Here is a 25,640-nt window from a genome sequence, read left to right as displayed (position 1 = left end):
CCACGGGCTCAGCCGGAATGGGCTTCAGGCTCAGCCGGGGGAGCGGGGCTGATAGGGGTGATCCTCCCGCCACTCGCGCATCATGTCGAGGAAGTCGTCCGGCAGCTCGCGCGGCAGGTCGATGAGAAGCGTCACCAGCAGATCGCCCTTGCCGCCGGCCTTGCTCGGAAGGCCGAGACCGCGCAGACGCAGCGTCTTGCCGCTGGAGGATCCCGGCGGCACCGTGATGTTGACCGACCCCGTCAGCGTCGGCGCGCGCACCTTGGCGCCGAGGGCGGCGTCGTAGAGCGTCACCGGCAGATCGAGCTTCAGGTTGGCCCCGTCGCGAGTGAAGATCGGGTGGGCGGCGATGCGCAGCGTCAGGATCGCATCGCCCGCCGGGCCGCCCGTCAGGCTCTCGTGGCCGAGACCGCGCAGGCGGATCTGCTGATCGGGCTCGGCGCCCGCCGGAAGCGTCACGTCGACGGTGCGCCCCGTCGGCAGCGAGACGCGCAGCTTGTCCTCGCTCGCGAGATCCTCCAGCGTCACCGTCACGACCACTTCGAGATCGGCGCCCCGCTCCGACCCGCCACCGCCGCTGCCGAAGCCGGACTGCCGGCCGGTGCCGCCGCGCCCGCCGCCATTCATGAACTCGCGCAGGATCTCGTCGACCCCGCTCGTCCCGTCGGAGGTGAAGCGCCACGTCCGGTTGGCGCCGCCACCGGCGCCGGCCTCGCCGCCGCGCGCCCCGCCCGCGCCACGGGAAAAGCCGGAAAAGCCCCCGAAGCCGGCGAACGGGTCACCGCCGCTGCCGCCCCCCGGCTGATAGCCTCCGGTAAAGCGCGGGTGCCCGTCGGCGTCGATCTCGCCGCGGTCGAACTGCTTCCGCTTGTCCTTGTCGCCGACGATCTCGTAAGCCCCGTTTACCTCGGCGAAACGCTCCTGTGCTTTCGGGTCGTCCGCGTTGGTGTCCGGGTGATAGCGTTTGGCCAGCCGACGGTAAGCGGACTTGATCTCGCTTTCCGAAGCGGACTTCGATACTCCGAGGACTGTGTAAGGATCGCGCGCCATCCGTGTCCAATCATGCGACTGTCGGCAAAGGGCAAGCCGCCCTTTCCGGTCATCCCCAAGAACGGTGAACTATGAAGACTTCTCTATGTAGTAGCGAGTGGCGATGAGCGCGAGCCTTAGCGACGAGCTTGTCCGCAACGGACAAGCTCCAGCCCCCATCGCCCTGTTCTCGGCCTGGTTCGAGGAGGCCTGCCAGTCGGAGATCAACGATCCCCACGCGATGGCGCTCGCCACCGTGGACGCCGAGGGGATGCCCGACCTGCGCATGGTGCTCCTCAAGGGGCACGACGAGGACGGCTTCGTGTTCTACACCAACACCGAGAGCGCCAAGGGGACGGAGCTTGCCGGTCAGCCCCGCGCCGCGCTGCTCTTCCACTGGAAGAGCCTGCGCCGTCAGGTGCGGGTGCGCGGACCGGTCACACCCGTCACCGCCGCCGAGGCGGACGCCTATTTCGCCAGCCGTCCGCGCCTCAGCCAGCTCGGGGCCTGGGCCTCGGACCAGTCGCGGCCGGCCGCCGACAGGGCCGAGCTCGAAGCCCGCGTCGCCGCCCGCGAGGCGGAGTTTCCGAGCGACGTGCCGCGCCCGCCGCACTGGTCGGGCTACCGCATCACGCCGACGCAGATCGAGTTCTGGAAGGACGGCGCCTTCCGCCTCCACGACCGCTTTCGCTACCTGCGCGACGGCGCGGGATGGGCCGTCGAGCGCCTCTTCCCCTAACCGTCGCGCGCCATCTGCCCGCTAGAGCCGGGCCACGAACGCGCGTTCATGGTCCCGGCTCCTGCCGCAAGGGCGCCCGGTCAGGCCGTCCAGACGTGATCGCGGCGGTCCTCCACGCGCTTCGCCTTGTGCGTGCCGCGCGGCAGGCTGTCGGCGTCGAGGATCGACACCTTCGCCCCGACGCCGCTCACCGCCTTGATGTGGTCCTTGAGACGCTTGGCGAGCTCCTCGTCGGTCCCGTTGAAGCCGCGGATGCGCTCCGCCTCCACCGTGAGCTGATCGAGGTGGTTCACCCGCTCCACGATGAGGCGATATTCGCCGGTGAAGTCGTGGTCCTTGCGGATGATCGCCTCGACGTCGGAGGGGAAGATGTTGACGCCGCGGATCACCAGCATGTCGTCGAGCCGGCCGTGCACGCCGAGGAGACGAATGGAGGTCCGCCCGCAGCTGCACGGCTTGTCGGTGAAGGAGACGATGTCGCCGGTGCGGAAGCGGATCAGCGGGCGGGCGCGCTTCTTGAGCGTCGTCAGCACCATCTCGCCGCGCCCGCCGGGCGGAACGTGCAGCCCGGTCTCCGGGTCGATCACCTCGACGTGGATGTGGTCCTCGGCCCAGTGGAGGCCGTCCTTCGCCTCGCACATGCCCGCGCACGCGCCGAAGATGTCGGAGAGGCCGTAGTAGTCGTAGACGTCGGCGCCCCAGAGATCCTCGATGCGCCGGCGCGTCTCCGGGATGGAGCCACCCGGCTCACCGGCCACGAAGATGCGCTTCACCGCGAGGTCCTTGCGTGGGTCGATCCCTTCCTTGACGGCGGTCTCGCCGAGATACCAGGCGTAGGACGGGGTGGTCCACATCGCCGTCGCCTGGAAGGTCTTCAGCATGGTGAGAAGCCGCTCCGACGGCACCGTGCCGCCGTGGATCGACAGGGCGCCGAGCTTCTGCGCGCCGAGCACGCAGGGGCCGCCGATGAAGAGCGAGAAGTTCAGCGAGTGGCAGTAGCGGTCCTGCGGGCGCAGGCCGGACGACCAGAATTGGCGCGCCTCGTAGTCGATCCACTCGTCGAAATCGGACTGGGTGAAGGGGGAGACGGTGGGGACGCCGGTGGAGCCGGACGAGGCCGAGACGTAGACCACCTCGTCCTCCGGGACGGCGGCGAGATCGCCCAGGAGCGGCTTCGCCTCCTGCCGCTCGCGCAGCACCGACTTGTTGATCGTCGGAAAGCGGCTGAGATCGTCGAGGGTCTTCACGTCGTCGGGATGGACCTCGGCGGCGTCGAAGCTTCGGCGATAGTAGGGGGCGTTGTCGTAGGCGTGGCGCAGATGGCGTTTCAGAAGGTCGAGCTTCATCGCCTCCCACGCGTCCCGACTCTGAGTTTCGAGCGCCGGGTCCCAATAGGCCTCGCTGGGATCGACGTGACCGTGACCGGTTACGGCGCGCGCGGCGACGTTGGTCGGGCGGTTGTGTTGGTTCATGGACTCCTCGTCGTGAGTTCTCGAAGCGGAGCCGCGCGAGGCGACGCCGCACGGCCGAACGGCCGACTAGGGGAGTGACGACCGTGTCCCGCGACGACCGCGCCTCCTCGTGGAAGGCCCGTTCCTCGCGGCACCGGCACGCGTCGAGGGACACGCGCTCAGCCGTCGCGAAAGGCGTCCGGCGGACCGGTCGCCCCGATGGGTCGGGTCGCCGGACGGCAACCCGCGCGAGCCGTGCCGCGCAACGGCGCCAGGCACGGCCGACTGGGCGGCCGGTCCGTGCCGCACCGCGTGCCGCGCAACCGGACTGCCCATCCTCGCCCTCACTCTAGAGCAAAGACCGCACAGGTGGAAATGATTCCGGGCAAAATCGCCGCGGTGCAGCAAAATGCTGTCACATCGCCCTCGGCCCCGGCGGATCGTTTTGGTATCGAGGCGGTGGAGACGGATGATCGACGAGCCCGTTCCCCCGCTCCCCGCACGGCAGAGAAATAGCCACGCGAGGCTGCCGATCATCTCGTCGGATCGGGCCCAAATCTCACCGCGGTCACGTCCGCCCGCAGCGGAATCGTGCATGGCGTCGACCATGACTTCGACACCCCTCGCCATGGTCCGCCGCGCGCCGAGGCCACCCCCCGGCGGCGAACCACCCTGTTGCGCAAACCGATGGTCGGGCTATGCTTTCCCCGACCCCGGGCCACAACGGGGACCACCAGGGGGCGACGCGGGGGCGCCATGCTCAGCTCCATTCAGGACTGGCCGCTGCTGGTCCATCGGATCATCGACCACGCCGCCGCCTATCACGGCGGCCGCCGCATCGTGACGCGCCGTCCGGACGGGCGAATCGTCCGCACCACCCACGCCGAGGTGCGCGACGACGCGCGGCGGATCGTCGGTCGCCTCCTCGCCCGCGGCCTTAAGCCGGGCGACCGGGTGGGCGCCCTCGCCTGGAACACCGATCTCCACCTCGCCCTCTGGTACGGCGTGATGGGCGCCGGCGCGGTGCACCACACCATCAACCCGCGCCTCTTCGAGGATCAGATCCGCTACATCGTCAACGACGCCGAGGACCGCATCCTGGTGGTGGAGGCGAGCTTCCTGCCGATCATCGAGCGGATCGCGGACAGTCTGCGGACGGTGGAGGAGGTCGTCGTGCTGGAGCCGTGGGCGGCGATCCCGCCGACGGCGCTCGAGGGGACGGCCCTCAAGATCACGGCATGGGACGAGTTCATGTCCGGCGCCGCCCCGGCGGACTGGGTGAGCGTGCCGGAAACCGCGCCGGCGGGCATGTGCTACACCTCCGGCACCACCGGCGCGCCGAAGGGCGTCGTCTACAGCCACCGCTCCAACGTGCTCCACGCCATGGCGATGTCGGTGCCCGACATGTTGGGCATCTCGGCCAACGACGTCGTCATGCCCGTGGTGCCGATGTTCCACGCCAACGGCTGGTCGCTCGCCTTCTCCGCCCCGATGCAGGGCGCGGCGATGGTGATGCCCGGCCCCCATCTCGACGGCGCCTCGCTGTTCGAACTGATGGAGGCGGAAGGGGTGACCCTTTCTGCCGGCGTCCCCACCGTCTGGCTCGGCCTGCTGCGCCACATGGAGGAGACGGGCGGGCGCCTGCCGAAGCTCCAGCGTCTCGTCATCGGCGGCAGCGCCTGCCCGCGGGCGATGATCGAGGCGTTCGAGACGCGCCACGGCGTGGAGGTGGTGCACGCTTGGGGGATGACCGAGACGAGCCCGCTCGGCACCATGGCCCGCCCGCTCCCCGAGCACCGCGAGCTCGACGAAGCCGCCCGCTTCGCCGTCAAGGAGACCCAGGGGCGCCCGCCCTTCACCGTCGAGACCACAGTGACCGACGACGAGGGCCGCCCCGTGCCGCGCGACGGGCGCACCTTCGGCCGCCTCAAGGTGCGCGGCGCCGCCGTCGCCGGCCGCTACCATCGCAACTCCGGCGCGGAGAATTTCAGCCCCGACGGCTGGTTCGACACCGGCGACGTCGCGGTGATGGACGCGCTCGGCTTCATGAAGATCACCGACCGCTCGAAGGACGTCATCAAGTCCGGCGGGGAGTGGATCTCGTCCATCGAACTGGAGAACACCGCGCTCTCCCACCCCGACGTCGCCGAGGCGGCCGTGGTGGGCGTGCCGCATCCGAAGTGGGACGAACGGCCCCTCCTCCTCATCGTTCCCGTGGAGGGGGCAGCGCGCGACGGCGGGGCGATCCTCGCCCATATCGCTCCGCACGTCGCCAAATGGTGGCTTCCCGACAGCGTCGAGTTCGTGGAGGAGATCCCCCACACGGCGACGGGCAAGATCCACAAGCTGACGCTGCGCGAGCGCTACCGCACCTACTACGGCGCCTGAGCGGCGGCGCGACGGCTGCCTTCAGGCGAGGTGCCAGCGCGCGTCGACGCCGTACCCTTCGGCGACCACGGCGCCGTCGTCGGCGAGCTTTTCGAGCTGGGCGAGCACCGAGAGGCCGGCGGCCCGTACGAGCCGGACATCGATGTCGGTATAGAGCGCGGCGACGATCTCGGCGACGGTACGGTCGCCCTTCTGAAGGCGCTCCTTGATCGCCCGCTCGCGCATCAGGCGGTGCGACTTCAGCGCCGAGACGCGCTTGTGCGGCTCCTCGATGAGATCACCGTGGCCGGGCAGATAGCGCGCGTGGGCGTGGCCGAGCAGGCGCTCGAGCGAGGTCATGTAGTCCCGCATCGACCCGTCCGGCGGAGCGACGACGGTGGACGACCAGCCCATCACGTGATCGCCGGAAAAGCAGTCCTCGCCGAGGGTGAAGGCGAGGTGGTTCGCCGTATGGCCGGGCGTCGCGATCGCCCCGACCGCGACCTCGCCATTGTCGAGGCGGTCGCCGTCCGCCATCGCGATGTCGGGCACGAAGTCGGTGTCGGACGACTTGGCGAAGGGATTGGTCTCCCCCTCGTTCAGTGCGCGCGAGGCCCGATAAGGCCCCTCCCCCACGGTCAGCCCGCCGGTTTCGGCCCGGAGCGCCGGCAGTCCCTCGATGTGATCGTGGTGGGTGTGGGAGATCAGGATGTGGCTCACCGGCCGCCCCGCCACGGCGGAAAGGATCGCCGCCCGGTGCGCGGCGTCGTCCGGCCCGGGGTCGAGGATCATCAGCGTGTCGGTGCCGAGAAGATAGGTGTTGGTGCCGGCACCCGTGAGCGGTCCCGGGTTGTTGGCGACCAGCCGCACGATGGCATTGCCGAGGCCCACGGCCTCGCCATAGCGGGGATCGAATTCGCTCATGCCACCACCGCTGCCAGCATCGCGGACAGCCCTCTCGATGTTGCCGGAACAGAAAGCACGAACAAAGGTCCGCCGCCCCACTCTGTCAATGGCGAGAGTTGCCGACCCCTGTCCGTCGCCTCCCGGAGACACCGGGGTGCTCCGGCGGGGTGCGTGCCCACAAACCATTCATTTTCTTCACTTTTAGGCCTTGCACCGCACGACATAAAAGTGATCCTATAGATTCTAACAAAAACAATACAATTGACACAGTTTAGACCTACCGGCTCAAGATTTTTAGCCGGAACAGTTGGGCTTGGGCATCATCTATCGTGCCGACCGCTGGAGGATAAGGCAGGTTTGGTGAGCCCTTTCGAGCCGAACGGGACGCGCCGCCATGGGTCGGCTCGGCCTGGTGTCGCGACGGATGCGGCGGGGTCTCGCCGTGGGCGTCGTTCAATTCATTGGATGAGCTGTGCGTCGCCACGGCCGGAAACTGAAGAATTATGACCGTGGTATCACCGGATCCGTCCGACCTCCCGGCCTCGCTCCTCACCGGCAAGACGTTCGCGGCGCTCTCCACGTCCGGCAACCGGATCGTCGATCAGGACGGCGACGCGGTCACCATCAAGGCCATCAACTGGTGGGGGCTCGAGACCAATCGCGGCGCCCCGATCGGGCTCGAATACCGCTCCATCGACGACATGCTGCAGCAGGTCGTCGATCTCGGCTTCAACACGCTGCGCCTGCCCTTTTCCATCGAGAGCGTGCTCGATCCCTTCGAGGTGAACCCCGCCTTTCCGATCGACACCACGCTCAATCCCGAGCTCGTCGGCCTCAATACGCTCGAAATCATGGAGGTCATCATCGACAAGGCCGCCGAGCACGGCCTCTCGGTGATCCTCGACAATCATTTCCTGCGCTTCACCGATGGAAGCTTCGACGGCTACTATGGTGACTGGCGCGAGGACAACTACACCGAAGCGGACTGGATCGCGACCTGGGAGCAGCTCGCCGATCTCTTCTCCGACAAGGCCAACGTCATCGGCGCGGACCTGCGCAACGAGCCCTACTCGGCCACCTGGGACGACATGGCGCGCGCCGCCACCCTCGCCGGCAACGCCATCCAGGCGATCGACGACGACTGGCTCATCATCGTCGAAGGCGTGCAGCTGTCGGCGGACGGCGACTGGTACACCTGGGGCGGCAACCTCAAGGACGTCGCCGACAATCCCGTCGTCCTCGACGTGGCGAACAAGCTCGTCTACTCCGCCCACGACTACGGCGACCCGTCGACGGACAAGCTGGAGTCGTCCTCCTACGACACCTACTACGAGATCTTCCGCGCCTATTGGGGCTATGTCGAAGAAGAACTCGGCGTACCGATCTTCCTCGGTGAGTTCGGCGTCGAGGACGGCGAGAACTCGGCCTGGAGCGAGGCTCTCGCCAACGTTCTCATGGGCGATCGCGACGGCGACGGCGTCATCTCCGCGGACGAGATGTCGGTGGCCGGCTGGGCCTATTGGGCGCTCAACCCGGGCGATTCCACCGAGACGCTGACCTACAGCCTGCTCGGCTCCGACTTCGAGACGGTGCGCACCTACCAGTACGAATATCTCGAAGCCCTGCTCGCGGCGGCGACCGTCGAAGTCGGCGACGGCGAGCCGCTGCCCGAGGACCCGGCCGAGCCGGAAGGCACCAGCCCCTTCGAAATCGCCATCGTCGATCCGTCCGACTGGGGCAATGGTGCCGTCTTCACGGTCGAGCTGACCAATACGAGCGACGAGACGATCACCCTCAGCGACATCACCATCGCCTTCGATCCCGACACCGACGTCACCATCCAGACCAGCCAGGTCTGGGGCGCGACGGTGATCGACGAGGACCCCGATCGCCCGGTGTTCCAGCTGCAGACCTGGAACGACGGGCCCACCGTCGCGCCGGGCGAGGTGGCAAGCTTCCTGTTCGTGCTGAAGTATGACGGGGTCTACCAGCAATCCAGCCTCGGGGTGGACAGCACGACCTTCACGGTGCTCACCCCGCGCATCGATGCGGCCCTCGACGACGCGCCCGTCGTGCCCGACGTCGACTTCGCCCTCTTCGAGGACGTGCCCACCGAGCTCTCCTTCGACACGCTGCTCGCCGACGCGAGCGATGCCGACGGCGACACCCTCACCGTCGTCGCCGTGACAGACGGCGCGCTCGGCACGGTGAGCCTCGAGGACTCCGGGCTCCTCTACACCCCCGCCGCCGACGCCAACGGCAGCGACAGCTTCGTGTTCACCGTCTCCGACGGCACCGGCAACGAGACCACCGCCACCGTGAACGTCACCGTCACGGCGGTGAACGACGCGCCGACCGCCGACGGAGTATCGCTCGAGACGGGAGAGGATGCCGCCCTCACCGTCCCGTTCGACACGCTCCTCGCCGGGGCAGCCGACGTCGACGGCGACACCCTCACGATCACCGGCATCGGCGACGCTCCGGGCCTCGGGGCGGTCACGATCGGCGCCGACGCCATCGTCTATACGCCCGACGCGGACGCCTTCGGCAGCGACGCCTTCAGCCTCGTCGTCAGCGACGGCGCCGGCGGCACGGTGCTCTTGCCGGTGAGCGTGGCGATCACTGAGCGCAACGACGCACCCTTGCTCGCCCCGCCCTCCCTCGTCCTCGCCGAGGACGGGACGGCGAGCCTCGACGTCGCCGCCCTCCTCGCCGCCGCGAGCGACGCGGACGGGGACGCGATCAGCCTTGCCGGCGTCGGCGGCGCGGCCCACGGCACGGTGACGCTCGCCGACGGCGCCATCGTCTATACGCCCGCAGCCAACTACGCGGGCGAGGACGGCTTCACCCTGACGCTCGCCGACGATCGTGGCGCGACGAGCGAGGTCGCGGTCGCCGTCACCGTCACGCCGGTCAACGATGCCCCGACGGCCGATCCCATCGCCATCACCACCTCGGAGGACACCCCCACCAGCCTCGACGTCGACGGCGTTCTCGCCGACGTCTTCGATGCCGAGGGCGACGCGCTCACCATCACCGCCGTCGGCGGCGCCACGCTCGGCACCGTCGCCCTCGACGGCGCGTCCATCGTCTACACGCCGAACACGAACGCCTCAGGCGACGACGTCTTCACCATCACCATCTCCGACGGCGCCGGCGGCACGCTCCTCCTCCCGGTCAGCGTCACGATCACGCCCGTCAACGACGCGCCGACCGGCGAGCCCATCTTCATCGCGACGCTCGAGGACACGCCGGTGACGCTCGATGTCGCGACCGTCATCGCCGGCGTCTCCGACATCGACAGCGACACCCTCAGCGTCACCGCCGTCGATGGCGGCAGCCACGGGACGGTGAGCCTCGACGGCGACGTCATCACCTACACGCCGAACGCCGACTCCACGCTCGCCGACAGCTTCACCGTCACCGTCGCCGACGGCGACGGCGGCGTTCTGGCGCTGCCCGTCGACGTGGCCGTGACCGCCGTCAACGACGCGCCGACGGCGCAGGATGTCAGCCTCACGACGCCCGCCGGCACGCCCGTCACCATCGATCTCGCCGATTTCGGCGCCGCGGACGTCGATGGCGATTCCCTTTCGATCAGCGCCGTCGCGGCCGGCAGCAGCGGCACCGTCGCCATCGAGGACGGCGCCGTCGTCTATACGCCAGAGAGCGGCTTTGCCGGCGAGGACGGCTTCGAGGTCACGATCTCGGACGGAAACGGCGGCACCGTGACGGCGGACGTCCTGATCGAGGTCAGCGCGCCGGCGGCCTCCTCCGCCTTCGATCTCGTCCTCACCACGGTCAACGACTGGGGGAGCGGCGCCTATATCCGCGTCGACCTCACCAATTCGGGCTCCACCGACGTCGCGGCGAGTGACATCACCATCACCTTCGCCACCGACTATCCGGTGACGATCGAACCGGACCAGATCTGGGGCGGCGTCGAAATCGCCAACACCGGCGACAGCGTGACGTTCCAGCTCGACGACGCGGCGCCCGACGGCGTGTTCTCCCCCGGAGAGACCGGCAAGCTCGACTTCGTGCTCGACTATCCGGGAACCTGGAACAGCTCCTCCCTCGGCGTGACGCTGGACGACTTCGCGGTCGAGGTCGCCGAGCCCGACACCAGCGAGACGGCCGGCGAGACGGCCACCGACACCACCGAGCCCGAGATCGACCTCTCGGTGACCACCGAGACGGACTGGGGCATGGGCGCCGTCATCGTCATCACGGCGGAGAATGTCGGCGACGACGCGGTCGACGTCGACGACTTCGCGATCGCCTTCGATCCGCTCATCGACGTTGCCGTCCGCTCCGACGGCGTCTATGGCGCGGACACGCTGTCGTTCGACCCCGACACGCCGGTCTTCCAGCTCGCCCCCTATGACGGCGGCACCAGCCTCGCCCCTGGCGACGTCGAGGCGTTCACCGTCGTCCTCGACTACGCCGGACAATACGGCACCGCCGCCCTCAACGCCTCCGACGAGTATCTGTCGATGGTCCTGACCGGATAGTCGCGGCGCGCACGCCGAACGCCGCCACGCGGCTCGAACGGCGCGGCCAGATGGAGCCGGGCCCCCGCGCGGGCGGTCCCGGACGGGCCTAGAGGCTCGAAGCCTCCTTGAGCCAGCTCGGGCCCTCCGTCCAGATGACGTGGGGCAGGTGCTTCAGCTCTGGATCCTCGGCCACCACCTTCTGCAGCGAGATGCGCACCGCCTCCGCCGCCGGCGAGATGGCGATCCCGGTGCGCCACAGGAGGTGGATCGTGCGGTTGACGAGCGGGCGGAGCGGGCGCACGCGCACCACCTGATGGGAGGCGCGCGGCATCGCGAGCGACGGCAGGACCGAGATGCCGATCCCCTCCTCCACCATCGCCGTCAGCGTGGAGATGTTGGAGACCTCCGCCACCGTGCGCACCCGGATCGCGTGCTGACGCAGCGCCGCATCGAGGAGATCACGCACGCCGTTGTCGTGGGAGAGCGAGATGAACGGCGCGTCGGCGAGATCGTCCCAAGCGAGGCGGCGATGGCGCGCGAGGGGCGAGGTCGCCGGCAGCACCGCCTGCATCTCGTCCTCGGCAAGCAGCGCCGAGGATACGTCGGGATCCTCCTCATAGAGGCTGCCGATGCCGAGATCGGCCTCGCCGGAGCGCACCTTCTCGGCGACCTGGCGCATGTTGGCGTCGCGAATGTTGACGCGGATGCCGGGAAAGGCGCGCTCGTTCTCGGCCACCACGCGCGGCATCAGGCGCGAGGCGACGGAGGGAAGGCAGGCGATCGTCACCTCGCCCCGCCGACGCGACACGAGCTCCTGCATGTTCGTCACCACCGTCTCGAGCTGAGCGAGGAGATGGCGCACATAGGGCAAGAAGCTCATGCCGAGCGAGGTGAGGCGGACCGAGCGCGTCGTCCGATCGAAGAGCCGCCCGCCGAGCTCCGCCTCGAGCTGCTTGACGCACTGGCTCAGCGCCGGCTGCGACAGATGCAGCTTCTTGGAGGCGGCCACGAAGCTGCCCTCGTCGGCGATCGCCTGGAATGCGCGCAGCTGCTTCAGCGTCAGATTATGCGGGTTCATGGATTAAAGGTTTGGTTCAATTGATTTGATGAAGGAATAGCGCGTCGGCATAGTCCGGTCGAGTAGGCCTCGTCGGAGGCCGTCATTGCGCTACAGCCGAGGCCCGACCGTGACAGAAACCGCCCGCGTTTATGTCGTTCCGATTATTGATGTGAACTGGCTCGTCTTCGCGCCGTTCGATCCCGGGCGCGACTATCGGGTCGATCCGCCCAACGTGCCCCAGAGCGTCGTGGACATGCGCACGCTGACGCCGATCATGAAGGATCTCACCGACGGCAAGATGGTGCTGACCCCCCACTCGGGCACCTACTGCCGCGACGGCTATCTGGAGGGCGAGATCGTCGACACCTACCGCGAGGCGATCGCCGGGGGTGCCGAAATGTCCGTCCACCTCCACGAGGAGATCAAGGGCGAAGGCACCCGCTACGCCGAGTGGGACCACGTCAAGGCGATGTTCGAGCACGCCAAGGGGCGCATGGAGGAGGCCGGCATCAGCTGCGTCGCCTATCGCGGCGGCCACTACGCCTATCACCCCTTCATGAACCGCCTGCTCGAGGCGAACGGGATCCATGCCGACTACTCCTGTTGTCCGGGCATGAACCATCCGGACCGCGAGGCGATCTGGACGGAGGCCGGCACCACCGCCGCCCACCTGCCGCAGGACCCGCGCGCGCCCTGGGCCGGGCAGACGCGCACCACCGTGCTCGAAATCCCGATCGGCTCCGACGGCGAGGGCTTCGCCTACAAGAACATCCTCCACGTCGAGATGTCGGAGCTCGACAATCTCCTGCGCGTCTACGACGTGGTGGCCGGACGGGCCGAGGCCATGGGCGTGCCGCAGATCGTCCATTGCCTCTTCCACACCGCCTCCGTCGGCAAGCCCGAGTGGCTCGCGCGCTACCGGGCGTTCCTGGAGGCGCTGCCCAAGCGCGGCGCGGCGTTCATCAGCACCGCCGAGGCGCACGCCCTCCACGCCGAGATCGCCGGAGCCGCCGCGTGATCTGCCTCGTCATCCAGCCGATCCACCCGAAAGGCCTCGCCCTCCTCGCCGACGCCGGCATCGAGACCCGCCTCGCCTCCGCCGCCACCATGGACGTCGTCGCCAACGAGATCGCCGACTGCGACGCCGCGATCACCCGCAACGCCGGCCTCAACCGGGCCGCCATGGAGGCGGCGCCGAAGCTCAAGGTGCTCGGCAACCACGGCATCGGCGTCGACCCGGTCGACGTCGTCTATGCGAGCGAGATCGGCCTGCCCATCGTCTTCACCCCCTATGGCAACGTTCAGTCGGTGGCCGAGCTGGTGTTCGCCCACCTCTTCGCCATCGAGAAGCGGGTGCGCGAGGCCGACGCCGCGGTGCGCGAAGGCAACTTCGACTACCGCTACACCCGCGACTTCCGCGAGGTGACCGAAAAGCGCCTCTTGATCGTCGGCTTCGGCCGCATCGGCCGCCGCACCGCCGACATCGCCAAGGCCGCCTTCCAGATGGAGGTGTCGGTTCACAGCCCCAGCGTGCCGGAGGCCGACATCGTCGCCGCGGGCTTCACCCCCGCCCCCGACCTCCCGGTCGCACTCAAGAGCGCCGACTACGTCTCGCTCCACCAGACGCTGACCGACAAGACGCGCGGCATGTTCGACGCCGCCCTTCTCGGCGCCATGAAGCCCGGGGCGATCCTCATCAACACCGCCCGCGGCGCGCTCGTCGACCCGCAGGCGCTGGCCGACGCGGTGACGGGCGGGCACCTGCGCGGCGCGGCGATGGACGTCTTCGCTCCCGAGCCCCCGCCCGCCGACCATCCCTGGCTGACGCTGCCCGGCATCCTCCTCTCCCCGCACATCGGCGGCGCGACGGAGGAGGCGCTGGAGCGTACCGCCATGCAGACCGCCGGGCAGGTCGTCGACGTCCTGAACGGGCGCCGCCCGGAATATCTCGTCAATCCCACCGTGTGGGAGCGCCGCCGCGGCGCCTGATCCCCTAGGAGACCCCGTCATGATCAAGTCCAACCCCGTGAAGGCGCTCCACGCCGCGGGCAAGCCCGCCTTCGGCACCTGGATCACCCTCTGCCCGCATCCGCGCGTGGTGAAGATCCTCGCCGCGGCCGGCTTCGACTTCGTCATCATCGAGATGGAGCACACCGACTTCACCTTCGCCGAGGTGGGCGTGCTGGCGATGCTCGCGCGCGAGTGCGGCCTCACCCCCATCGTCCGCCCGCCGGGCACCATGAAGCCGCACGACCTCACCCGCCCGCTCGACGCCGGCGCGCAAGGCCTCCTCCTACCCTCGATCGACACCGCCGAGCAGCTCGCCGACATCGTGACGGCGACGAAGTACCACCCCCTCGGCAACCGCCCCATGAACCTCAAGGGGCCGCACACCGACTACTTCATCGACGAGCCGCGCAAGGTCATCGACCACGTCAACCGCGAGACGATGCTGGTGGCGATGGTGGAGACGCGCAAGTCGATCGACAATCTCAAGGAGATCGTGAAGGTCGACGGCCTCGACTGCGTGATGGTCGGCCCCGACGATCTGTCGCAGGACCTCGGCGTGCCGGGCGAGATGCAGGCGAAGGTGCTGCACGAGGCCTACGAGGAGATCTTCGCGATCTGCCGCGAGGCGAAGGTGCCGTTCGGCCTCTCCGCCCAGTCGCCGGAGATGGCGAACGGCTGGCTTGAGAAGGGCGCGCAGTGGATTCCCTATCAGAATGATGCTGCGATGGTGTTCAATACCGCCCGCGCGGCCGTTCCGAAGCTGCGCGAACTCGCAGGACGCTGATCACCTCATGAGCCCACACGCCGCCACCCACGCCCTCTTCCAGAAGATCAAGGACGCGACCACCGACGCCCCCGGCGTCACCCGCGTCGCCTATGGAGACGGCGAGCAGATCGCTCACGACATGGTGGCGGCGTTCGCGACGGAGTACGGCGCCGAGAAGACCTTCGATGCGGCCGGCAACCAGTTCCTGACCCTGCCCGGCAAGGATCGCAGCCGCCGCATCGTCCTCGGCTCGCACCTCGATTCCGTGCCCCACGGCGGCGACTATGACGGGACCGCCGGGGTCCTCCTCGGCCTCGCCGTCGCCACCAGTCTCGCCGACAACGGCATCGTGCCCCCCTTCGATCTCACCGTCGCGTGCCTGCGCGCCGAGGAGAGTTGCTGGTTCCCGCACTCTTATATCGGCTCCAAGACGGCGCTCGGGCGGCTCGAGCCCGGCGCCCTCGACACGGTCCGCCGGGTGGACAGCGGCCGCACCCTCGGCGAGCACATCGCCGAGGCGGGCTTCGACCCCGACGCCGTCGCAGCCGGCGACACCTTCCTGAAGCCTGCCGACGTCGTTGCCTACATCGAGGCGCACATCGAGCAGGCCCCGCTTCTCGAGACCGAGGACATCCCCGTCGGCATCGTCACGGGCATCCGCGGCTCCTCCCGCTTCCGCGAGATCAAGTGCGTCGGCGTCTACGCCCACTCCGGCGCGATGCCGCGCAAGCTGCGCCACGATGCGGCGCTCGCGAGCGCCCACCTCGTCGTCGCCATGGACGAGGTGTGGGACGAGTTCGAGGCGAAGGGCGAGGACCTCACCGTGACCTTCGGCATGGTGAACACCGACCCCACTCAGCATTCCTTTTCCAAGGTGGCGGGCGAGGTGGGCCTCTGCCTCGACATGCGCTCCGAGAGCCGCCCCACGCTGGAGGCCGCCACCCAGCGTTTTCGCGAGCGCGCCGCCGTCATCGCCCAACGCTTCGGCGTGACCTTCGAGGAAGGGCCGAAGTCGGGCTCCGAGCCGGCGGTGATGTCCCCGGTGCTCAACGAGATGGCCGAAGGCGCCGCCGCCCGCCTCGGCATCAAGACGCGCCGGATGCCGAGCGGCGCCGGGCACGACGCGGCGACCTTCGCCCACGCCGGCATCCCCTCCACGATGATCTTCATCCGCAACCAGAACGGCAGCCACAACCCGGACGAGGCGATGAAGCTTCCCGACTTCGACGCCGCGGTGAACATCGTCATCGACATGATGATGCGTCCGGCCACCGAGTGGTCCGCCGCCGGAAAGACCTAAGTGACGGCCAGCTACCCCCCTCGCCTCCTCGCCGAACGCTGCACCGCGCTTCTGACCGCCCTCGGCGTCGCCCCCGACGACGCACGCCAGACGGTCGACGTGTTCCTCCAGGCCGAGCAGATGGGCGAGGAATCGCACGGCCTGCGCCTCTTCGAAAAGGTGCTCCACCGGGTGAAGGCGGGCGGCGACAAAGCCACCGCCGGCGCCGACGTCGTGAGCGCGAAGGGCGCCATCGCCCTCCTCGACGCCCATCAGGGGCTCGGTCAGGTGGCGGCGGCCCAGGCGATGCGCCTCGCCATGGACAAGGCCCACGATTTCGGCATCGGCATGGTCACGGTGCGCAACGCCAACTCTTTCACGTCCGCGAAATATTATCCGCTAATGGCGGCCCAAGCCGGCATGGTCGGCATCGCCTACACCAATACGAGCCGCAAGATGCTGCCGCCGCCGGGGGGCGTCAAACCCGTGCTCGGCAACAATCCCGCCGCCTACGCGGCACCGGCGCCGGGCGGAGCCTTCGTGCTCGACTTCGCCTGCACCGAGGCGGCGGCGGAACGCATCGTCAAGGCGAAGGAGCGTGGCGAGCCGATCCCCGAAGGCTGGGCGCTCGACAGCGAGGGGCGCGAGACCACAGATCCCGCCGAGGCGCTGAAGTCGCTCGCCTTCCTCCCCTTCGGCGGCTACAAGGCGTTCGGCCTCGCGATGGTGCACGAGATCATGACGAGCGTCATCGCCGGCGGCCCGCTTATGGCGGGCGAGGCGAAGGGCTTCGCCCCCTACGACGCCCCCATGAACACCGCCTTCACGCTGATCGCCATCGACATCGCCGCCTTCATCCCGAGGGCGGAGTTCGAGGCGCGGATGGGCGAGATGATCGCCGCGATCAAAGCGTCGCCGCTGCGCGAGGGCGCCAGCGAGATCCGCTACCCCGGCGAGCGCTCGGCCCGCGCGTTCGAGGCGAACGCCGCCGCCATCCCCGTCGACCCGGCAACGATCGCCCTCCTCGACGACTGGGCCCGCCAGCTCGACCTGCCGACCCTCGTTTAGAGCCGGCGCCAAACTCTCCGTCCACTTGAGGTGGAGCGCCGGAGCGTCCTACTTGAACGCCCAAGTGGTGAGCGGGGTGCCGTCCGGCCCCTTCCCGTCCTTCAGCACGATGCCCTCCGCGAGGAGGCGGTCGCGGATCGCGTCGGCCGCCGCGAAGTCCTTGGCGGCGCGGGCGGCGAGGCGCTCGGCGATCAGCGCGTCGACGTCCACCGCGAGGCTCGCGGCGCGCTCGCTCTCCTCCGCCGCGAGCGTGTCGCGCAGCGCCGGAAGGTCGATGCCGATCAGCCCCGCGCTCGCATCGAGCGAGGGATCGCCGGCGCGCGCGAGCTCGGACAGGCGCGCGATGGCGGCCGGGGTGTTGAGATCGTCCGCAAGGGCCGCCTCCACCGCCGCGTCCGGCCCGCCCGTCCCCGCAGGCGCGGCGGCCCAGCCGCGCAACACCGTCTCCGCCTCGCCGAGACGGCGGGCGGTCCAGTCGATGGGCTGGCGGTAGTGCGTCATCAGCATCGACAGGCGGATCGCCTCGCCACGTGCGGTGGCGAGCGCGTCGCGGATGGTGATGAAGTTGCCCTCCGACTTCGCCATCTTCTTGCCCTCCACCTGGAGGAAGCCGTTGTGCATCCACACCGTCGCCATCTCCGGATGGCCGAAGGCCGCGCACGACTGCGCTCGCTCGTTCTCGTGGTGGGGAAAGGCGAGGTCGATGCCGCCGCCGTGGATGTCGAAGGTCTCGCCGAGATAGCGCGCCGCCATCGCCGAGCACTCGATGTGCCAGCCGGGCCGCCCGTCGACGGCGATGCCGGCGGGGCTCGGCCAGCCGGGCTCACCGGGCTTCGACGGCTTCCACAGCACGAAATCCATCGGATCGCGCTTGTAGGGCGCGACGTCGACGCGGGCGCCCGCCAGCATCTCGTCGGTCGAGCGCCCGGAGAGCGCGCCGTAGCTCTTCAGCGAAGCGACGGAGAAGAGCACGTGATCGGCCGCCACGTAGGCGTGGCCGCCGGCGACCAGCCGATCGATCATCTCGCGCATCTCGGCGATGTTGTCGGTCGCGCGGGGCTGGTGGGTCGGCGGCAGGCAGCCGAGGGCGGCGACGTCGGCCTCGAAATCGGCGGTCGTCGTCTCGGTCAGCTCGCGGATCGAGATGCCCCGCTGGGCGGCACGCGCGTTAATCTTATCGTCCACATCCGTGATGTTGCGCACGAAGGTGACGTGGTCCGCGCCATAGCGTGCCCGCAGCATGCGGAACAGCACATCGAACACAATGAACGGACGTGCGTTACCGATATGGGGCAGATCGTAGACGGTGGGCCCACACACATACATGCGCACATTGGCGGGATCCGCCGGGACGAAGGGCGCCTTGTGGCGCGTGCGCGTGTTATAGAGGCTGATCGGTTCCATGGGATGGCCGTTAGCCCACCCACAAGCCCGGCGCAACGCCTTCGGCCGATGCATCAAATGCGATCGAACGGCGGAAGCGATCCGTAAGCCTGCCGCGAGACAACGGGCGAAGCGGAATGGTCAATCAGCTATGAAAGGCACCGCGACAAGGCGTGGCGATCACAACCTTGAAACACGGTTTAACTTGCAAACGTCCCCGGGTTGGGGTTTGCAGGTTTAAAAAAGAGTACGGGGACCTCAGATGCGAAACACCTTTGGTGCGCTGGCGGCGCTCGCAATCCTGATGATCCTGCTCGTCGGCCCGATCTTCCTGGCGGCGAGCAACGCGAGCGACCGTGGCCTCTCCGCCCCCATGCGGTGCGGAACCGAGATCGGCTGCGACGTTTCGGGGCCGACGGTGGCGATGGGGAGCTAAGCCCCTCGACGCGGCCGTCGACACCACGGTGCGACAGCCGAGCCGGCGTCGGCGCCGGGCCGATGCTCGGCGCCCTACCCCATCGGCCGACCCGTAGGTCGGCCCCACTCGGCTAGCGACGCGCGATGATCCAGAGAGCGTGGATCATGCCGGGGAAGAAGAACAGCAGCGTCAGCAGCACGTTCAGGAAGAACTGCAGCGAGAATCCCACCTGCAAGAACACCCCGAGCGGCGGAATGAACACCGCACACAAAATGCGGACCAGATCGGCCATCATGAACTCCTTGGTTTTCGGTTAAACGAGAAACTTCGGAGTTCGATCCCTCTCCCCTTTGCATTTTGTGCGCCGAAGCGCACCATTGTGCCGTCGGCTCGCCGCCCGGAACACGCGCAATCGCAAAGATCTAGAGCCGGTTCGACGGGCGCGCGACGGTCGATCGGCCTAGCGCACGCCCCGCATCATCCGCACGTCGAGGTCGCGGATCTTCTTGCGCAGCGTGTTGCGGTTGACCCCGAGGAGCTCGGCCGCCTTGATCTGATTGCCGCGCGTCGCCGCGAGCGCCGCCGACACCAACGGATACTCCACGTCGCGCATGATGCGGTGGTAGAGCCCCGGCGGCGGCAGCGAGGCGCCGAACTCGGCGAAATAGTCGTTGAGATGGCGCTCCACCGCCTCCTGCAGCGTCTCCGACGGCTGGCCGCCGGACGAGGCGGGGGTCGACGCCGTCGGCGCCTCGTCGAGCTCGTGCTCGATGTGGGCCGCGGTGATCACGTCCTCCGGATAGAGCGCGGCGAGGCGGCGAATGAGATTTTCCAACTCGCGCACGTTGCCCGACCAGCGGTGCGCCTGGAGCGCCGCGATGGCGTCGGGGTCGAGGCGTTTGGGGGGCAGCCCCTCCGCCTCGCAGGCGGCGAAGAAGTGGCGGGCGAGGTCGCCGATATCCTCCTTGCGCTCGCGCAGCGGCGGCAGACGCAGCGGCACCACGTTGAGGCGGAAATAGAGATCCTCGCGGAAGAGGCCCTGCCCGATCCACTGGCGCAGATCGCGGTTGGTCGCCGCCACGATGCGCACGTTGGTGCGGATCGGTGAGCGGCCGCCGACGGTGGTGTACTCCCCTTCCTGCAGGACGCGCAGCAGGCGGGTCTGCGCCTCCATCGGCATGTCGCCGATCTCGTCGAGGAAGAGGGTGCCGCCCTCGGCCTGCTCGAACCGACCCGGATGGCGCGAGGTCGCGCCGGTGAAGGCGCCCTTCTCGTAGCCGAAGAGCTCGGCCTCGATCAGCTCCTTGGGGATCGCGGCCATGTTGATCGCCACGAACGGGCCCTTGCGCCGCTTGCCGTAGTCGTGGAGGGCGCGGGCGACGAGCTCCTTGCCGGTGCCGGACTCGCCGTGGATCAGCACGGTGAGGTCGGTCTGCATCAGCCGGGCGAGGACGCGGTAGATGTCCTGCATCGCCGCCGAGCGGCCCACGAGCGGCATCGGCTCGGTGGCTTCCGGCGCCTTCTCCACGTGCCGGTTGCGCGGCTCGGAGAGGGCGCGTCCGACGACGTTGATCAGCTCCTTGAGGTCGAAGGGCTTCGGCAGATACTCGTAGGCGCCCCGCTCCGACGCGCGGATCGCGGTCATGAACGTGTTCTGGGCGCTGATCACCACCACCGGAAGGTCCGGCCGGCGCCGCTTGACGCGGGGCAGCAGCTCGAAAGCGTTCTCGTCGGGCATGATCACGTCGGTGATGACGAGGTCGCCCTCACCTTGATCGATCCAGTTCCACAGCGTGGCGGCGTTCGAGGTGCAGCGCACATCGAAGCCGGCGCGGGACAGGGCCTGGTTCAACACTGTGCGGATCGCGCCGTCGTCGTCCGCAACCAGGATCGTACCTGTCATTGGTCCGGGTCTCCTTCAGGATTGCCTTGATAAGCAGGCATCAACACACGCACCGTCGTCCCGGCGCCGGAATCGATCTCGATCACACCGCCATGGTCGCCGACGATCTTGGCTACCAGGGCAAGTCCAAGGCCAGTTCCGTTGGTCTTCGTCGTGACGAAGGGTTCGAAGAGGTGGGGCACCAGATCGTCCGGCACCCCGGGGCCGTCGTCCTTCACGCAGAATTCCAGCGGCAGGCTCACCTTGTGGGGCGAGCCGGGCGCGGCAACGCGCATCCCCGGCCGGAAGGCGGTCGTGAGGGTGATGGTGCCGCCGCCGTTCGCCTCCACCGCCTCCGCCGCGTTCTTCACGAGGTTGAGGAACACCTGGACGAGCTGGTCGCGGTTCGCATGCACCGGCGGCAGCGACGGGTCGTAGGAGTTCTTGATCTCGATGCCGCGGGCGAAGCCGGAGCGGGCGAGGCGCTCCACATGGTCGAGCACGTCGTGGATGTTCACCGGGGCGCGCCGCACCGGGCGGGCATCGCCGAACACCTCCATGCGGTCGACGAGCTTGACGATGCGGTCGGTCTCGTCGGTGATGAGGCGTGCGAGCGGGCGATCCTCCTCCCCGAGCGTCGGCTCGATGAGCTGGGCGGCGCCGCGGATGCCCGACAGCGGGTTGCGGATCTCGTGGGCGAGCATCGCCGCAAGCCCCGTCACCGAGCGGGCGGCGGACCGGGAGGTGAGTGCCCGATCGATCTTCTCCGCCATCGAGTGACGATCGAGCGTCAGGATCACCACCTGCGGGTCCTCCGGCAGCGGCATCGCGTGGATGTCGACGATCTGCCCCTGGCCGAGGCGCGGGGAGGAGAGGTCCACGCGATATTCCACCATCCCGGCCTGCTCCTGACGCACCTTGGAGGGCAGCGTGAGGAGCGGGCTGCCGAAGGGCACGAAGGCGGCGATCGGCCGCTTGGACAGATGCGAGAGGCTCGCCCCGAAGAAGGCCTGCGCCGCGTCGTTGGCGGACACGATGGTGTCCTGCGCGTTGAGGGCGAGCACGGCGTGGGGCAGAGCGTTGAGGATCGACGTCGGCGTGACGCTCAGGAGTTCTGCGGTCATGCGGCAAGTGCCATGTCGGGGGCGGCGCCACGCAGCGCCATCGCCCCGGCGGCGCCGAACAAGCGGCGGATGGCGCGCACCGCCTCGCTCGGCGTCTCGGCGACGAGGGCCGCGCGACGCAGCGTTTCGGGAGCGCCGACGAGCTGGTCGGCGTAGGCGGCGACGTGCTTGCGCGCCAGGCGCACGCCGTGGACGGCACCGGCGTGACCCGCGAGACGCTCCACGTGCTCCACCGCCACCTCGCCGAGCGCGGCGGGGCTTTCGGGCAGACGCGGCGCCGGGGTGCCGTCAAGCGCCGCGGCGATGAGGCCCGGGAGCCACGGCGCACCGAGGGCGGCGCGGCCGACCATCACCGCGTCGGCGCCGGACTGGGCGAGGATGGCACGCGCATCCTCGCCGTCGCTCACGTCCCCGTTGGCGACGACGGGGATCGTCACCGCCTGCTTGACGCGGCGGATGCCCGGCCAGTCGGCCCGACCCTTATAGCGCTGGCAGCGCGTGCGGCCGTGTATCGTCACCAGTTGGGCTCCTTCGGCCTCTGCGCGGCGGGCGAGCTCGGGCGCGTTCATCATCGTCTTGTCGTAGCCGAGGCGCGTCTTGACGGTCACCGGAACGGCAACGGCCGCCACCGTCGCCGCGATGAGGCGGGCGGCGTTGTCGACGTCGCGCATCAGCGCCGATCCGGCGAGCCCGCCCACCACGCGCTTGGCGGGACAGCCCATGTTGATGTCGATCACGTCGGCCCCGGCGGCCTCGGCAATGCGGGCCGCCTCGGCGAGATCGTCCGCCCGGCAGCCGGCAAGCTGCACCACGTGCGCCGACAGGCCTCGCCCCTCGAGGCGTAGACGCGCCTCCTCGTGGCGCGCGATCAGCCGGTCGCTCGCCACCATCTCCGACACCACCAGCCCCGCGCCATAGGTTGCGGCGAGCTGACGGAACGGCCAATCGCTGATACCCGACATGGGAGCAAGGATCGCCCGGTTCGGAACTCTCACGCGACCGATGGAAAGGACGTCCATAGGCGAATTGCTGCCTTCCAGATGCACTCTTGCCCACATTTTGACCATGGTATCAAAATTGGCAAGTGTTGATGCGTATGCCATCCCGAGAAAGCAGACGGCAAGGGGTCCGCCTCGGTCGAAACGCCAGGGCGCCTGCGGATGAGGCACGGCGTGCGCGATTTCTGCAATGAATGCCTCTATAGGCTTCATGGCGATAGAAACAGGCCCTCCATGATGTCAATCGATGCAGTGGTGCTCGCCGCCGGCCGTGGCACCCGGTTCGGCGGCGACGCGCCCAAGCAGTACCTCCCCCTCGATGGGAGCACCGTCCTCGCCCGCGCCCTCGACGCCTTCCTCGCCCACGCTGCGATCCGCCGTGTCGTCGCCGTCATCGGCGCGGGCGACGAGGGCGCCTTCCGCGCCGCGGTGGGCCCGCGGGCGGATCGGGTGGAGGTCGTCACCGGCGGCGACACCCGGCAGGCCTCCGTCGCGGCCGCCCTCGCCCACCTCGCCGTGGATCCGCCCGAAAGGGTGCTCGTCCACGACGGCGCCCGCCCCTTCCTCAGCGCCGCCCTCATCGATCGCGTGGCGCGGGCGCTCGACGATGCCGATGCGGTGATCCCCGCCGTTCCCGTCGCCGACACGCTGAAGCGGATCGACCATGGCCGCGTCGCCGGCACCGTGCCGCGCGACGGCCTCGCGCAGGCGCAGACCCCCCAGGGCTTTCGCTTCGCCGCCCTCCGCGCCGCCCACGCCGCAATGCCGGGCGGCGCCACCGACGATGCAATGGTGATGGAGGCGGCCGGCCACCCGGTGCGGGTGGTGGAGGGCGAGCGCACCAACCACAAGATCACCACCCCCGACGACCTCCCCGCAGCCCGCCTCACCTACCCGGCCGTCGGCAAGGGGTTCGACGTCCACCGTCTCACGCCGGGGGGTCCCCTCATCCTCGGCGGCCTCACCCTCGACGCCCCGTTCCACCTCGCCGGCCATTCGGACGCCGATGTCGCCCTCCACGCCATCACAGACGCTCTCTTCGGCGCGATCGGCGACGGCGACATCGGCCATCACTTCCCGCCCTCCGATCCCGCCTGGAAGGGGGCGGCGTCGGACCAGTTCCTGGCGTTCGCCGCCGATCGGGTGCGGGCGGCGGGCGAGATCTGCCATGTCGACCTCACGATCATCTGCGAGCGCCCGAAGATCGGCCCGGTGCGCGAGGCGATGCGACGGCGCATCGCCGAGATCGTCGGCATCGCCGTCGAACGCGTCTCGGTCAAGGCGACGACGACCGAGCGCCTCGGCTTCACCGGCCGCGGAGAAGGCATCGCCGCCGAGGCCGTCGCAACGATCTTACGCAGCTAGGGCACGCAACGTCAGAGACGCATCATATCCGCACTCACCGCCGTAATGATCGGCGTTCCGAGAGATAGATTTCGTTCGTCGTGGAAAACGTCTCCCGACGCGTCGGCAGGACGGTCCCGGTAGGCGACAGCGTCGGCGGTCTCGGCCACACTTTCGCCGAGACGATGTGGAGCAACGACCGATAACGAGGCCGACCGCCGGGCCGACCCGCCGCACCCTTCTGGCGACCAGCGTTGCCGCCGCCGGGTCCTTGTTGATCCCCGCGGGTCTCGCCGAGCCGCTGCCGCGTCCGCGACCCGACCGACCGTCCCACCTCCTCGACGCCCGCACCCTGCCGGCCGGCGGCTTCATCTGGGAGCCCGACATTGCCCCGGACGGCCCCGTGGCGGTGGTCGTCTCGCTGCCGGAACAGCTCGTCCACGTCTACCGCAACGGCGTCGAGATCGGCGTCTCGACCTGCTCCACCGGTAAGCCCGGCCATACCACGCCGACGGGAATCTTCGTGGTGCTGCAGAAGGACAAGCACCACCACTCCTCGACCTACAACGACGCCCCGATGCCCAACATGCAGCGCCTCACCTGGAGCGGGATCGCCCTCCACGCGGGCCATCTGCCCGGCTATCCGGCCTCCCACGGATGCGTGCGGCTGCCGATGGAGTTCTCCGAGAAGCTCTTCGGCATCACCCACCTCGGGGTGCCGGTGCTGATCGTGAACGAGGCGAGCGCTCCAGAGATCGTCGTCCATCCCGGCCTCGTGCTGCCGCCCGAAGCAGAGGCGGACGCGGCGAAGGCCATCGCCGAAGCGGCCCTGAAATCCCACCACGACACCGACGCGACCACCGACACGGCGGACGTGGTCTCGATCGTCATCTCCGGCGCCGACAAGCGGCTCCAGGTGCTGAAGGACGGAGTGGAGGTGCTCGCCTCGCCGATCGCGATCAAGGATCCCGACACCCCCCTCGGGACCCACATGTACAAGATGCTCGACGCCAATCCCGACGACGGCACCTTCACCTGGCTCGCCCACCCGATCGCCGTCGAGGGGCGCGACGCGGCGAGCCCGCACGACGTCCTCGCCCGCATCTCGGTGGAGGACTGGGCCCCGGTCGTCGACATGCTCGGCGAGGTGCGGCCCGGATCGGTCCTCCTCGTCACCGACCTTCCGGCCGACAGCGACAGCCGGAGCGGCCCGGACTTCGTCATCCTCGACGGGCTCGCCTGATCGGGACGCAAAGGTCACGCTTTCGTGAGTATGGCCCGTCGGTGGCGGATTTGCTGGATCCTCAAACCAGGCCCTGC

The 25,640-nt window shown here is 69.0% G+C and carries 20 protein-coding genes; 11 read left to right on the top strand and 9 right to left on the bottom strand.

Annotation, left to right across the window (positions count from 1 at the left end; genetic code table 11):
• Nucleotides 1-30: 30 nt before the first annotated feature.
• Nucleotides 31-1,050, bottom strand: coding sequence for a DnaJ C-terminal domain-containing protein (locus tag JCR33_RS02130; RefSeq protein ID WP_198880346.1), 1,020 nt, complete (start codon nucleotides 1,048-1,050; stop codon nucleotides 31-33).
• Nucleotides 1,051-1,153: 103 nt separating this feature from the next.
• Between JCR33_RS02130 and pdxH the strand changes: the two genes are divergently transcribed.
• Nucleotides 1,154-1,768, top strand: a complete 615-nt coding sequence (gene pdxH / locus JCR33_RS02125) for a pyridoxamine 5'-phosphate oxidase (protein WP_198880345.1) — start codon at nucleotides 1,154-1,156, stop codon at nucleotides 1,766-1,768.
• A gap of 80 nt (nucleotides 1,769-1,848) precedes the next feature.
• Here pdxH and JCR33_RS02120 read toward each other — a convergent pair whose 3' ends face one another.
• Nucleotides 1,849-3,240: a phenylacetate--CoA ligase family protein gene (locus JCR33_RS02120; RefSeq protein ID WP_198880344.1), complete on the bottom strand. Its 1,392-nt coding sequence runs from the start codon at nucleotides 3,238-3,240 to the stop codon at nucleotides 1,849-1,851.
• 735 nt (nucleotides 3,241-3,975) lie between these two features.
• Between JCR33_RS02120 and JCR33_RS02115 the strand changes: the two genes are divergently transcribed.
• Nucleotides 3,976-5,607: a long-chain fatty acid--CoA ligase gene (locus JCR33_RS02115; protein ID WP_198880343.1), complete on the top strand. Its 1,632-nt coding sequence runs from the start codon at nucleotides 3,976-3,978 to the stop codon at nucleotides 5,605-5,607.
• 21 nt (nucleotides 5,608-5,628) lie between these two features.
• Here JCR33_RS02115 and JCR33_RS02110 read toward each other — a convergent pair whose 3' ends face one another.
• Nucleotides 5,629-6,510: an MBL fold metallo-hydrolase gene (locus JCR33_RS02110; protein ID WP_198880342.1), complete on the bottom strand. Its 882-nt coding sequence runs from the start codon at nucleotides 6,508-6,510 to the stop codon at nucleotides 5,629-5,631.
• Between the two features lie 491 nt (nucleotides 6,511-7,001).
• Here JCR33_RS02110 and JCR33_RS02105 point away from each other — a divergent pair, with 491 nt between their 5' ends.
• Nucleotides 7,002-11,006, top strand: a complete 4,005-nt coding sequence (locus JCR33_RS02105) for a tandem-95 repeat protein (RefSeq protein WP_198880341.1) — start codon at nucleotides 7,002-7,004, stop codon at nucleotides 11,004-11,006.
• Between the two features lie 88 nt (nucleotides 11,007-11,094).
• On the opposite strand, the gene JCR33_RS02100 is transcribed toward JCR33_RS02105, so the two are convergent.
• Nucleotides 11,095-12,066, bottom strand: coding sequence for a LysR family transcriptional regulator (locus JCR33_RS02100; protein WP_198880340.1), 972 nt, complete (start codon nucleotides 12,064-12,066; stop codon nucleotides 11,095-11,097).
• A 109-nt stretch (nucleotides 12,067-12,175) separates the two neighbouring features.
• Here JCR33_RS02100 and JCR33_RS25445 point away from each other — a divergent pair, with 109 nt between their 5' ends.
• From JCR33_RS25445 to JCR33_RS02075, 5 genes are read left to right on the top strand one after another with little or no spacing between them, the layout of a single operon-like run.
• Nucleotides 12,176-13,066, top strand: a complete 891-nt coding sequence (locus tag JCR33_RS25445; RefSeq protein ID WP_198880339.1) for a polysaccharide deacetylase family protein — start codon at nucleotides 12,176-12,178, stop codon at nucleotides 13,064-13,066.
• Entirely contained in the window at nucleotides 13,063-14,037 is a 975-nt protein-coding gene (locus JCR33_RS02090) for a hydroxyacid dehydrogenase (protein WP_198880338.1), read from the top strand. Before JCR33_RS25445 ends, JCR33_RS02090 begins: the two co-directional genes overlap by 4 nt.
• Nucleotides 14,038-14,056: 19 nt before the next feature.
• A complete protein-coding gene (locus tag JCR33_RS02085; protein WP_198880337.1) occupies nucleotides 14,057-14,842 on the top strand; it encodes an HpcH/HpaI aldolase family protein in 786 nt (261 codons plus the stop codon).
• 7 nt (nucleotides 14,843-14,849) lie between these two features.
• The gene (locus JCR33_RS02080) at nucleotides 14,850-16,124 is read left to right on the top strand and encodes a hydantoinase/carbamoylase family amidase (protein ID WP_198880336.1); all 1,275 of its coding nucleotides are present in this window, start codon (nucleotides 14,850-14,852) and stop codon (nucleotides 16,122-16,124) included.
• Nucleotides 16,125-17,171 (top strand): Ldh family oxidoreductase, encoded by a 1,047-nt coding sequence (locus JCR33_RS02075; RefSeq protein ID WP_198880335.1) that lies wholly within the window; start codon nucleotides 16,125-16,127, stop codon nucleotides 17,169-17,171.
• A 48-nt stretch (nucleotides 17,172-17,219) separates the two neighbouring features.
• Here JCR33_RS02075 and cysS read toward each other — a convergent pair whose 3' ends face one another.
• Nucleotides 17,220-18,575 carry a cysteine--tRNA ligase gene (gene cysS, locus JCR33_RS02070; RefSeq protein ID WP_198880334.1) on the bottom strand — a complete coding sequence of 452 codons (1,356 nt, stop codon included), beginning with the start codon at nucleotides 18,573-18,575 and terminating at the stop codon, nucleotides 17,220-17,222.
• Between the two features lie 241 nt (nucleotides 18,576-18,816).
• Here cysS and JCR33_RS02065 point away from each other — a divergent pair, with 241 nt between their 5' ends.
• Nucleotides 18,817-18,990: a hypothetical protein gene (locus JCR33_RS02065; RefSeq protein WP_198880333.1), complete on the top strand. Its 174-nt coding sequence runs from the start codon at nucleotides 18,817-18,819 to the stop codon at nucleotides 18,988-18,990.
• Nucleotides 18,991-19,102: 112 nt separating this feature from the next.
• On the opposite strand, the gene JCR33_RS02060 is transcribed toward JCR33_RS02065, so the two are convergent.
• The 4 genes from JCR33_RS02060 to dusB form a co-directional block, all read right to left on the bottom strand.
• Complete coding sequence (locus JCR33_RS02060) at nucleotides 19,103-19,264, bottom strand: YqaE/Pmp3 family membrane protein (protein ID WP_198880332.1); 162 nt, start codon at nucleotides 19,262-19,264, stop codon at nucleotides 19,103-19,105.
• A gap of 168 nt (nucleotides 19,265-19,432) precedes the next feature.
• Nucleotides 19,433-20,875, bottom strand: a complete 1,443-nt coding sequence (ntrC, locus tag JCR33_RS02055; RefSeq protein WP_198880331.1) for a nitrogen regulation protein NR(I) — start codon at nucleotides 20,873-20,875, stop codon at nucleotides 19,433-19,435.
• Complete coding sequence (locus JCR33_RS02050) at nucleotides 20,872-21,978, bottom strand: two-component system sensor histidine kinase NtrB (protein WP_198880330.1); 1,107 nt, start codon at nucleotides 21,976-21,978, stop codon at nucleotides 20,872-20,874. Before JCR33_RS02050 ends, ntrC begins: the two co-directional genes overlap by 4 nt.
• Complete coding sequence (gene dusB / locus JCR33_RS02045) at nucleotides 21,975-23,036, bottom strand: tRNA dihydrouridine synthase DusB (RefSeq protein WP_211110000.1); 1,062 nt, start codon at nucleotides 23,034-23,036, stop codon at nucleotides 21,975-21,977. Before dusB ends, JCR33_RS02050 begins: the two co-directional genes overlap by 4 nt.
• Before the next feature lie 177 nt (nucleotides 23,037-23,213).
• Here dusB and JCR33_RS02040 point away from each other — a divergent pair, with 177 nt between their 5' ends.
• Together JCR33_RS02040 and JCR33_RS02035 are read left to right on the top strand one after the other, a co-directional pair.
• Nucleotides 23,214-24,341, top strand: a complete 1,128-nt coding sequence (locus tag JCR33_RS02040) for a bifunctional 2-C-methyl-D-erythritol 4-phosphate cytidylyltransferase/2-C-methyl-D-erythritol 2,4-cyclodiphosphate synthase (protein ID WP_198880554.1) — start codon at nucleotides 23,214-23,216, stop codon at nucleotides 24,339-24,341.
• Between the two features lie 166 nt (nucleotides 24,342-24,507).
• A complete protein-coding gene (locus JCR33_RS02035; protein WP_198880328.1) occupies nucleotides 24,508-25,563 on the top strand; it encodes a L,D-transpeptidase in 1,056 nt (351 codons plus the stop codon).
• The last annotated feature ends 77 nt before the right edge of the window (nucleotides 25,564-25,640 follow it).

Source organism: Acuticoccus mangrovi, from assembly GCF_016411865.1.
Classification (GTDB): Bacteria; Pseudomonadota; Alphaproteobacteria; order Rhizobiales; family Amorphaceae; genus Acuticoccus; species Acuticoccus mangrovi.
The sequence above is the reverse complement of the archived record's forward strand: the minus strand, read 5'-3'. Positions and strand labels throughout refer to the sequence as shown.